At 71.8% G+C, this 2,764-nt stretch carries 3 protein-coding genes and 1 pseudogene; 1 reads left to right on the top strand and 3 read right to left on the bottom strand.

Annotated features, from left to right (window positions below):
* Nucleotides 1–42: 42 nt before the first annotated feature.
* Nucleotides 43–570: a hypothetical protein gene (locus tag GA0115259_RS38625; protein ID WP_093605300.1), complete on the bottom strand. Its 528-nt coding sequence runs from the start codon at nt 568–570 to the stop codon at nt 43–45.
* A 111-nt stretch (nt 571–681) separates the two neighbouring features.
* Between GA0115259_RS38625 and GA0115259_RS38620 the strand changes: the two genes are divergently transcribed.
* Nucleotides 682–1,014: a hypothetical protein gene (locus GA0115259_RS38620; protein ID WP_093605298.1), complete on the top strand. Its 333-nt coding sequence runs from the start codon at nt 682–684 to the stop codon at nt 1,012–1,014.
* A 33-nt stretch (nt 1,015–1,047) separates the two neighbouring features.
* On the opposite strand, the gene GA0115259_RS38615 is transcribed toward GA0115259_RS38620, so the two are convergent.
* Together GA0115259_RS38615 and GA0115259_RS41025 are read right to left on the bottom strand one after the other, a co-directional pair.
* The gene (locus GA0115259_RS38615; protein WP_093605296.1) at nt 1,048–2,256 is read right to left on the bottom strand and encodes a peptidase M23; all 1,209 of its coding nucleotides are present in this window, start codon (nt 2,254–2,256) and stop codon (nt 1,048–1,050) included.
* Nucleotides 2,257–2,258: 2 nt separating this feature from the next.
* A pseudogene (locus tag GA0115259_RS41025) lies at nt 2,259–2,764 on the bottom strand (hypothetical protein); the annotation flags it as partial.

Raw genomic sequence — 2,764 nt, 5'->3', positions numbered from 1 at the left:
CAGGTACAGGACCTGCAACGGCCGCGACTTGAGCGGCCCGAGTCAGTCGGCCGCGCGGACGGCCGCGGGCCGCCAGGCGTGCGAGGGCGGCGTGGTGACGACCAGAAGAGTGCCGGCCGCGCCGACGGCGGCGGTGGCGCCCATCGCCGCTGCCGCGGACGTGCTCCACACGATGACGGCCACCAGGAGCGGGCCCGCTATGTAGATCAATTCCTGAAGTGCCGCGTCCAGGGCCAGGGCCACCCGTTCGTGGCTGCGTGAAGGCATGAGATGGCCGGTGCCGATCAACGACCGCAGGCCTGCTTCCAGCGGTGGTTTGGCCGCGCCGGCGACCAGCACGGCGAGGGCCGTGCAGGCCTGCTGCTGGGGGCCGACGACGATGGCGAGAAGGGCCGCGCTGCTCACCGCGGCGCCGAGGGTGAAGGGCAGGGTCTGACCACGGCGGTCGACGAGGCGCCCGAGCTGCGGTCCGCCGATCGCGCTGGCGATGAGGTAGAGGGACGCCAGGCCGCTCGCCGTCGCGTACCCGTACGGGGGCGCGCTGCTGAGCAGGATGGCCAGCGGCGCCATCCCGTTGGGCAGGCGTCGCCGGCGCGACGCCGCAGGTGTGACAGCCGGAGCGCTGGAGCGTGTGCGGGGAAAGGGCCGTGACGGCCCTGCGGGCAGCCCTACGATCGGGGCATGAACAGCGACACCAAGACCGGCCCGCACGGCGCCGACGCGCTGCAGAAGCTGACGGAACTGGTGTGGCGAGCCGAACTCCTCGTCGACGTCGAAGAGCGCGTTGAGCAGGTCATTTGCCGGGGCGAAGAACTCCCCTACGACGGTCCCAGCGAGCAGGTGACCGACTGGCGGCGCCAGGTCTGCCGGCTGCTCGCCCTGGTGGAACAGCCCCCCGCCTCCGCGGAGATGGGCGAGGCGATCGCTACGGCGTCCCGGCTCGTGCAGCTGCTGGAGCGGCACGGCCAGGGGGTCGGCGGCGCGGATACCGCTGCGCCGCCGACCTCCCCTTGACCCTCAGCCCGCGTCAGTCGCACCGGGTCGGTTTCAGCCGGCCTTCGGGAAGTCCGGCGGGGTCCAGCCGATGTACTTCGCGCCCCACTTGCTCTCGATGAGCCCGGCGTCGACGACGTCGATGTAGCCCGGCCGCAGGATGTCGTTGCTGGCGATCTTGCCGCCGCCCAGGTAGACGGCGATGTGGCCCGCCCGGTGCCCGGTGTCCCAGTACATCAGCGCGCCGGGCGGCGGGTGCCGGTCGCCGTCGTGCCGCATGGAGGCGGGGACGACCTTGTAGTGGTCGATCGCGTAGTTGACGCCGGAGAAGGACCAGCCGTACACGTTCGCGGTGAACGCCAGGCAGCGCTGGTACCAGTTGGCTGTGGAGTTGGCGCCGGCGTGGTTCTTGGCCCACTGGATGGCCTCGGCGACCGAGCGCGGGTTGTGCAGGGTCCAGGTCTCCTTGCCGTCGGTGAACGTGCCGCTGCTGGCCCCGCCGCCCGCGCCGCTGTTCTGGCTGGTGTCGGGGCAGCCGTTGTTCTGGCTGGTGACCGGGGCCGTACTGGCGGTGCCGCTGGTGGAGGTGCCGGTGGGGGTGCCGGCGCTGCCGGGCCGGTCGACGTCGATGCCGGCCTTCTTGGCCAGCGCGCGCATGGCGCTCTCCTGGCCTGCGTACAGGCTGGGGTAGGCGGAGTTCTGGACCTTCTGGGCGGCGGTGCCCAGGGGCAGGGTCTGCCAGTTCTTGACGTCGACGAGGCCTCGGTTGCCGCCGCGGCCTTCGAAGAACGAGGTGGCCGCGAACTCCGGGCCGGTGGCGGGGTCGGTGATCTGCGCCTTGGTGCCCCATCCCATCGAGGGGCGCTGCTGGAACAGGCCTACGCTGTCGAGGTGCCCGTGGTCGAGGTTTTGCAGGGTGCTTTCCTGCATTGCGGTCATCAGCGCGATCAGGGTGGCCCGGCCGGGCAGCTTGTACTTCTTCGCGACGGAGTCGATGGTCTTGGCGTAGCCGATCTGCTGCTGGTGCAGGGTGCCGGTGGCCTGGCCGCTGGAGGCGCCCGATTCGGCGGAGGCGTCGGAGGTGCCGGCACCGGTGTCCTGGCAGCTGGCTGCCTCGGCCGGGCCGCCGGGGAAGAGCATGCCCATGAACAGCAGGGCCACGACGAAGACCACGGCGGCGATCGCGCCGACCTTGAGCTGCAGTCCCTTCTTGACGATGCCGGTGGCCTGCAGGGCGCCCCGGACGATGTCTCGTTCGTCCACGGCTACTCCTGGATGCCCAGGACACGGGTGACCATCCAGGGGCTGGCGGCGTCGGCCCGGGTGACCTCGACGGTCAGGTGGCGGGTGTAGGTGTAGTCGTCGGTGCCGGTGACGGCGATGGTGATGTCCGCCTGCCGCCACACCCGGATCGAGGTGTCCACGGCCGGCCGCTCCTTGTTGCTGGGCTGGCCGATGGTGACCTCGGTGGGCTTGGCCGAGACGGCCTGCGCGGCGACGAGCTGGTTGAAGTCCTTGTCGTCGTGCTTCTTGAGGTTGGCGACCAGCGGGGTGGAGGCGTACGGCGCCGCCCGTTCGACCGCGGCGTCGTGGTCCTGGTCCTTCAGCGGGAAGCGGGTGGTGTACGCGGTGACGAAGGCCTTGGCCACCTGGTCGGGGGTGGTGGCGGTCGGTGTGGGGCTGGGGGACGGATCCGCGGCCGGGTCCTCGCCCGCGGGCCCGGGCGCCTGGGCGGCGGGGGCGGCGGTGTGGCGGGCCTTGGGGGTGCTGG

The sequence above is a fragment of the Streptomyces sp. MnatMP-M17 genome (assembly GCF_900091995.1).
Taxonomy (GTDB): Bacteria; Actinomycetota; Actinomycetes; order Streptomycetales; family Streptomycetaceae; genus Streptomyces.
The sequence above is the reverse complement of the archived record's forward strand: the minus strand, read 5'-3'. Positions and strand labels throughout refer to the sequence as shown.